Genomic DNA, 6156 nt, shown 5'->3' on the forward strand with positions numbered 1-6156 from the left:
GGCACGGCGTGGTCTCCCTCGCGCCGATGCCGGACCACGTCGCCTGCCGGCTCACCCTGACCGACCTGCGCGACCTCACCGTCGCCATCAGCCGCTGCCGGCGCCTGCTGGACCTCGACGCCGACCCCGTCGCCGTCGACGACCAGCTGCGCGCCGACCCGGTGCTGCAGCCCTACGTCGACAAGGCGCCCGGGCGGCGGGTGCCGCGCACGGTGGACGAGGCCGAGTTCGCGGTCCGCGCGGTGCTCGGCCAGCAGGTGTCGACCGCGGCGGCCCGTACGCACGCCGCCCGGCTGGTGACCGCGCACGGCGAGCCGGTCGAGGACCCCCAGGGCGGGCTCACCCACCTCTTCCCGTCGCCCGAGGCGCTGGCCGCCCTCGACCCCGAGTCGCTCGCCATGCCACGCAGCCGGCGCGGGACCCTGACCACCCTGGTGGGACGGCTGGCCGACGGGACGCTGAGGCTCGGCGTGGACAGCGACTGGCCCGAGACGCGGGCGAGGCTGCTGGAGCTGCCGGGCTTCGGGCCCTGGACGGTCGACGTCATCGCGATGCGGGCGCTCGGCGACCCCGACGCCTTCCTGCCCACCGACCTCGGCATCCGGCGCGCGGCCCAGGAACTCGGGCTGCCGTCCACCCCCGCCGCGCTCACCGCACGGGCCGAGGCATGGCGGCCGTGGCGGGCGTACGCGGTGCAGTACCTCTGGGCGACCGAGAGTCACCCGATCAACTTCCTTCCTGTGTGAAGGACTTCCTGGGATGAGAGTGATGAAGCAGCACACGGTGGTGGAGAGTCCCTACGGCGTCCTGACGCTGGTCGCCGAGGACGGCGTCCTGTGCGGGCTCTACATGACGGAACAGCGGCACCGGCCGCTCGAGGAGACCTTCGGCGAGCGGGTGACCACCGACGACGGGCCCTTCCCGGCGGTGGTCGAGCAGCTGGAGGCGTACTTCGCGGGCGAGCTGCGGGACTTCGACCTGCCGCTGCGGATGAACGGAACCGCCTTCCAGCGGTCCGTGTGGGAGCGGCTGCGCGCCATCCCGTACGGGGAGACGCGCTCCTACGGGCAACTCGCCGCGGAGCTGGGCAGTCCCGGCGCCTCGCGAGCCGTCGGGCTCGCCAACGGGCGCAACCCGGTCGGCATCATCGTGCCCTGCCACCGGGTGATCGGGGCGGGCGGCTCGCTCACCGGCTACGGCGGCGGCCTGGAGCGCAAGCAGCGGCTGCTCGCGTTCGAGCGGTCCGGGGCCGGCGCCGCCGAGCCGTCCGGCGCGGGTGTTCTGTTCTGACCGGTCCTGCCGGCAGCTGTTGACCTCGTCGCGTGCCGTGCCAGTTTCCGGTGCTCCAGGGGCGGTATGCCAGGGGGAGGGGACGCCCCACGCGTCTCCCGCACCTCTGCTCGCATCTCGACGGCACATCCGTGTCCCCCATCGACGAGAGGCAACCCCATGAGACGTGTGTACGCGATCCTGGCGGCGTTATGCCTGGCGGTGTCCGCGGCGCTCGCGCTGGCCGGACCCGCCCAGGCCGCCCCGCAGACCGTCGCCAACGGCCAGCAGTTCACCGACACCTCCGGCAACCCCCTGCACGCCCACGGCGGCGGGGTCGTGAAGGCCGGCTCGTACTACTACTGGTTCGGCGAGCACCGGGACTCCTCCAACAGGTTCCTGTACGTGGACGCCTACCGCTCCACCGACCTGAGGAACTGGGAGTTCCGCAACCACGTCCTGACCCGTTCCAGCGCGGGCGAGCTGGCGAGCGCCAACATCGAGCGGCCCAAGGTCATGTACAACGCCTCCACCGGCAAGTACGTGATGTGGATGCACAAGGAGAACGGCTCCGACTACGGCGAGGCGCGCGCGGCCGTCGCCGTCTCCGACACCGTCGACGGCACCTACAGCTACCAGGGCAGCTTCCGCCCGCTGGGCCGGCACATGTCGCGGGACATCACCGTCTTCGTCGACACCGACGGGACCGGCTACATGGTGTCCGCCGCCCGCGAGAACTACGACCTGCACATCTACCGGCTCAACTCCGCGTACACGAACGTCGAGAGCCTGGTAGCCAATCCCTGGCCCGGGGGCCACCGCGAGGCGCCCGCGCTGTTCAAGCGGGGCGACGTCTACTTCATGCTGACCTCCGGCGCGACCGGCTGGAGCCCCAACCAGCAGAAGTACGCGACCGCCTCTTCGCCGGCCGGCCCCTGGACGTCCATGCAGAACGTCGGCGACTCCACCGCCTACGGGTCGCAGACCGCGTGGGTGCTGCCGGTGCAGGGCAGCTCCGGGACCTCCCACCTCTACCTGGGCGACCGCTGGGGCAACTCCTTCGGCGGCACGGTCAACGACTCGCGCTACGTGTGGCTGCCGCTGAGCTTCCCGTCCTCGACCAGCATGTCGATGTCCTGGACGCCGGAGCTGACGATCGACGCCGCCGCCGGAACCGTCGCCGGGGTCCAGGCGGGCTACGAGACGCTGACCGCCCGGCACAGCGGCAAGTGCGCGGACGTGCCCGACCAGTCGCTGCAGCGGGGCGTCGCCCTCAAGCAGTACACCTGCAACGGCGGCGCCAACCAGAAGTGGTGGTTCAAGTCCGTCGGCAACGGCTACCACCAGCTGTCGGGCCGGGGCAGCGCGCTCTGCGTGACCGAGAAGTCCTCCGGCGTCACCCAGGAGACCTGCACCGGGGAGAACGCCCAGCAGTGGTCGGTGACCGCCTCCGGCGGTTACGTGCAGCTGAAGTCCCGCGCGACCGGCGAGTGCCTGGACGTCAACGGCGGCTCCACCGCCAACTCCGCGGCGCTGATCACCTACACCTGCAACAACGGCTCCAACCAGCAGTGGACCCGAGGCGGTTGAGTTGCCGAGCCCTGCACCGCCCACAGGCCGGTTCCCGCACCCGGCGGGGCCCGGCCTGTGAGCCCTCGTGGAACCGGCCGGTCGGAAATGCGCGGTCGGTCCGCCTCCTGCGCGGCTACCCTGCACGGGATGCCACTTCGCCAGTACGCCTACTTCGCGCTGTTCAGCCGACACATCTCGGCAGACGCCATGACCTCCCGGTTGGGCGTCACCCCCGACGAGGTGGGGGTACGCGGAAGCCGGCGCGTCGCCGAGCCCACGGTGCTTCCCGTCGACCACAGCTGGATGATCGTCTGCCGAGAGCCGGATCTGTGCGTCGACGAGCAGATCACCCGCATTCTCGACAGGCTCCAGCCGCACAGGGATTCCCTCCGCGACCTCACCCGGCAACTGGCCGGCACGGGTGGGGGAGCAGTACTGCAGATCGTGCGCTACTTCGAAAGTGGCGTCGACCCGGCCCCTCCAGGCACGGCGGATGCCCCCGATCTCTTCGGCTGGCACCTGGACCGCAAGGTCCTGGACTTCCTCGGCGTCATCGGAGCGGAACTCGACGTCGACGAGTACGACATGACCTGACCCGGTGCACACCGGCACACGACGACGGCTGCGACGGCCTGCCGACAGCGTCAGCGAGCCAGGTCCCGCAGGAGGCGGGGCAGGGCGGTGCCGATGGGCTCGCGGACGACCTCGTCCGCGAGCTCGTCGTACGGGGTCTCCTCCGCGTTGACGATCACCAGCCGTGCCCCGTGGTCGGCGGCCACCCCGGCGAAACCGGCGGCGGGGTGCACCTGGAGGCTGGTGCCCACGGCGACGAAGACCTCGCAGGCCTTGGCGATCGCCAGCGCCTGGCTCAGCACCTCGGTGTCCAGGTGCTCGCCGAACATCACGGTCGCCGGCTTCAGGACGCCCCCGCAGGCCAGGCAGCGCGGATCGTCGTCTCCCGCGTCCAGGCGGGCCAGGGCCTCGGACATCGGACCCCGCGCGTGGCAGCTCACGCAGACCACGGAGCGCACCGAGCCGTGGAGCTCGAGGACCTTGCGGTCCGGCATCCCGGCCTTCTGGTGCAGCCCGTCGATGTTCTGGGTGAGCACCCGCACCGGCACACCCGGCCGCTCCAGCTCGGCCACCGCCCGGTGCGCGGCGTTCGGCTCGGCGTCGAGCAGCCCCGTCGTGCGGCGCATCCGCCAGGAACGGCGCCGGATCTCCGGATCGTTGACGTAGTACTCGTAGGTGACCAGCTTCTCGGCGTCCGGGTCCTGCCGCCACACGCCGTTGGGTCCCCGGTAGTCGGGGATGCCCGAGTCGGTGGAGATCCCGGCGCCGCTGAGGACGGCGACCAGCGGCCTGGAGGAACGGCGGGGCGAGGACGGCACGGGCGTGGTCATGCGCCCGAGAGTAGGCGCGGGCGACGGGGCGCCGCGAACGCTTTACGCGGCCACGTGGACGCCGCGGGACCCGCCCACGGGGTCACACCGCCGAGGCCGCCGCCCTCAGGGCGGCCGCGGCGTCGTGCGGGACGGGGTCGCCGTGCCCGAAGGCCGCCGTGTCGACGTCGAGCCCGGCGAGCCGGTGCAGCGACGCGACGGCCCGGGCGCGGTCGGTGTTGAAGACGCCCAGCGTGGTCCGGCCGACGTTGGCGACCGCGTCCCCGGTGAAGAGCACCCTCGGCCCGGGCAGGTGGAGCGCGATCGACCCGTCCGTGTGCCCGGGCACCGCCACCACCACGGCCCCGCCGCCGAACTCCAGCACGTCGCCGTCCTCGACCTCACGGTCCACCCGGCACGGCGGCGCCGGCGGCAGGGGCGGCAGGGACGCGCGGATCGGCAGCTCGAACTCCTCGAGCACCGCCGGCGCCCCGGTCGCCTCGCCGAGGATCACCGGTGCCTCCAGCCGATGGGCCACCACCTCCGCGCCGTGCCGGGCGGCCAGTTCGGCCGCCGAGCCGGTGTGGTCCTCGTGCCAGTGCGTCAGCACGATCCGCCGCAGCTCACCGTCCAGAGCCCTCTCGATCCGCGCGGCGCGGTCCGCCGTCCCGGTGTCGATCAGGGTCAGCTCGTCGCCGTCCCGCCACAGGTAGGCCGCCCCCACGGGGAAGCGGAGCATGCGCAACGACGGCAGCACCTCGATGACGTCCATGCGGCCAGCCTGCACGGCCGCCTCCGGCGGGCGCGCCCGTGTTCGCCGACGGCTCACCCGGGGGTGCGCAAGGCGGTCAGGCGCCCGACACCGGGGCGGAGGACGGCTGGTCGACCCGGTGGCCGTTCTCCAGTTCGGCCGGGCCTGAGCCGTCGGCCAGGACGTCCAGGGCGGCCGTCACCCGGCCCAGGAGGGACCCGAGCAGGTACTCGGGCAGTTCCTCGCGGGGGACGAAGCGCCAGGACAGCAGCTCCTCCTCCTGGAGGCGGATGGCGGCGACGGACTCCCCGCCCAGCACGCCGCCGTCGTACAGGTACGCCACGATCGGCGGGCGGGTGCTGCTCTGCACCCAGTCCACGGCGAGCAGACGCCCCGGGGGCACGTCCAGGCCGATCTCCTCGGCGGTCTCCCGCCGGGCGCCCTGGCGCGGGGTCTCGCCGTCGTCGGACTCCACCGTGCCGCCGGGCAGCACCCAGCCCTCGCGGTAGTTCGGTTCGACCAGCAGGACCCGGCCCTCGGCGTCACGGAACAGGGTGGCGGCGCCGCACAGGATGCGGGGCAGGCCGGCGATGTAGGCGGTGTACGCCTCGGCGGAGGAGGTCACGCGCTCAGCCTAGCGAGAGCGGCACGGGGCCATGGCGGTCGTGGGCGCGCCCGTCCTAAGGTCGCTGCGACGGGTGGCCGGAGAGCGGAGGCGTTGTGGTGGAGAAGGCCCGGCGGGTGCTGGTCGCCGCGGACAAGTTCAAGGGATCGCTGACCGCGGTCGAGGTGGCGGAGAGGGTCGCGGCGGGGCTGCGACGCGTCGCGCCGGACGTCGAGGTGGCCGCGCTGCCGGTCGCCGACGGCGGCGACGGGACGGTGGACGCGGCGGTGGCCGCCGGTTTCGCGCGGCGCGAGGTCAGGGTGACCGGGCCGGTGGGGGAGCCGGTGACGGCCGCGTTCGCGATGCGGGGCGACACCGCCGTGGTGGAGATGGCCGAGGCGAGCGGACTGCAGCGGCTGCCGGGCGGGGTCCTCGCACCGCTCACCGCGACCACCCGCGGCTCGGGGGAGCTGCTGCGGGCCGCGCTGGACGCGGGAGCCCGGACGGTGGTGTTCGGCGTGGGTGGGAGCGCGACCACGGACGGCGGCGCGGGCATGCTGACCGCGCTGGGGGCGCGG

General features: G+C 73.2%; 8 protein-coding genes. 5 read left to right on the forward strand and 3 right to left on the reverse strand.

The features are described 5' to 3' along the window. The 4 genes from ACOV8S_RS05930 to ACOV8S_RS05945 form a co-directional block, all read left to right on the forward strand. The coding region (locus ACOV8S_RS05930) for a DNA-3-methyladenine glycosylase family protein (RefSeq protein WP_448316482.1) at positions 1 to 746 on the forward strand (746 nt) is incomplete at its 5' end. A 22-nt stretch (positions 747 to 768) separates the two neighbouring features. Further along, positions 769 to 1290 (forward strand): methylated-DNA--[protein]-cysteine S-methyltransferase, encoded by a 522-nt coding sequence (locus ACOV8S_RS05935; protein ID WP_448317372.1) that lies wholly within the window; start codon positions 769 to 771, stop codon positions 1288 to 1290. Positions 1291 to 1449: 159 nt separating this feature from the next. After that, positions 1450 to 2859, forward strand: coding sequence for an RICIN domain-containing protein (locus ACOV8S_RS05940; RefSeq protein ID WP_448316483.1), 1410 nt, complete (start codon positions 1450 to 1452; stop codon positions 2857 to 2859). A gap of 129 nt (positions 2860 to 2988) precedes the next feature. Beyond that, entirely contained in the window at positions 2989 to 3435 is a 447-nt protein-coding gene (locus ACOV8S_RS05945; protein WP_448316485.1) for a DUF4279 domain-containing protein, read from the forward strand. A 50-nt stretch (positions 3436 to 3485) separates the two neighbouring features. On the opposite strand, the gene ACOV8S_RS05950 is transcribed toward ACOV8S_RS05945, so the two are convergent. The 3 genes from ACOV8S_RS05950 to ACOV8S_RS05960 all read right to left on the reverse strand — a co-directional run bounded on the left by ACOV8S_RS05950 (position 3486) and on the right by ACOV8S_RS05960 (position 5599). After that, positions 3486 to 4244 (reverse strand): SIR2 family NAD-dependent protein deacylase, encoded by a 759-nt coding sequence (locus ACOV8S_RS05950; protein WP_448316487.1) that lies wholly within the window; start codon positions 4242 to 4244, stop codon positions 3486 to 3488. An 82-nt stretch (positions 4245 to 4326) separates the two neighbouring features. Next, the gene (locus ACOV8S_RS05955) at positions 4327 to 4995 is read right to left on the reverse strand and encodes an MBL fold metallo-hydrolase (protein WP_448316489.1); all 669 of its coding nucleotides are present in this window, start codon (positions 4993 to 4995) and stop codon (positions 4327 to 4329) included. A 76-nt stretch (positions 4996 to 5071) separates the two neighbouring features. Next, positions 5072 to 5599: an NUDIX domain-containing protein gene (locus ACOV8S_RS05960; RefSeq protein WP_448316491.1), complete on the reverse strand. Its 528-nt coding sequence runs from the start codon at positions 5597 to 5599 to the stop codon at positions 5072 to 5074. A 98-nt stretch (positions 5600 to 5697) separates the two neighbouring features. Here ACOV8S_RS05960 and ACOV8S_RS05965 point away from each other — a divergent pair. Continuing rightward, positions 5698 to 6156 (forward strand): glycerate kinase (locus ACOV8S_RS05965; RefSeq protein WP_448317373.1); only part of this gene is annotated, 459 nt, incomplete at its 3' end.

This window comes from Streptomyces sp. CO7, from assembly GCF_053474865.1.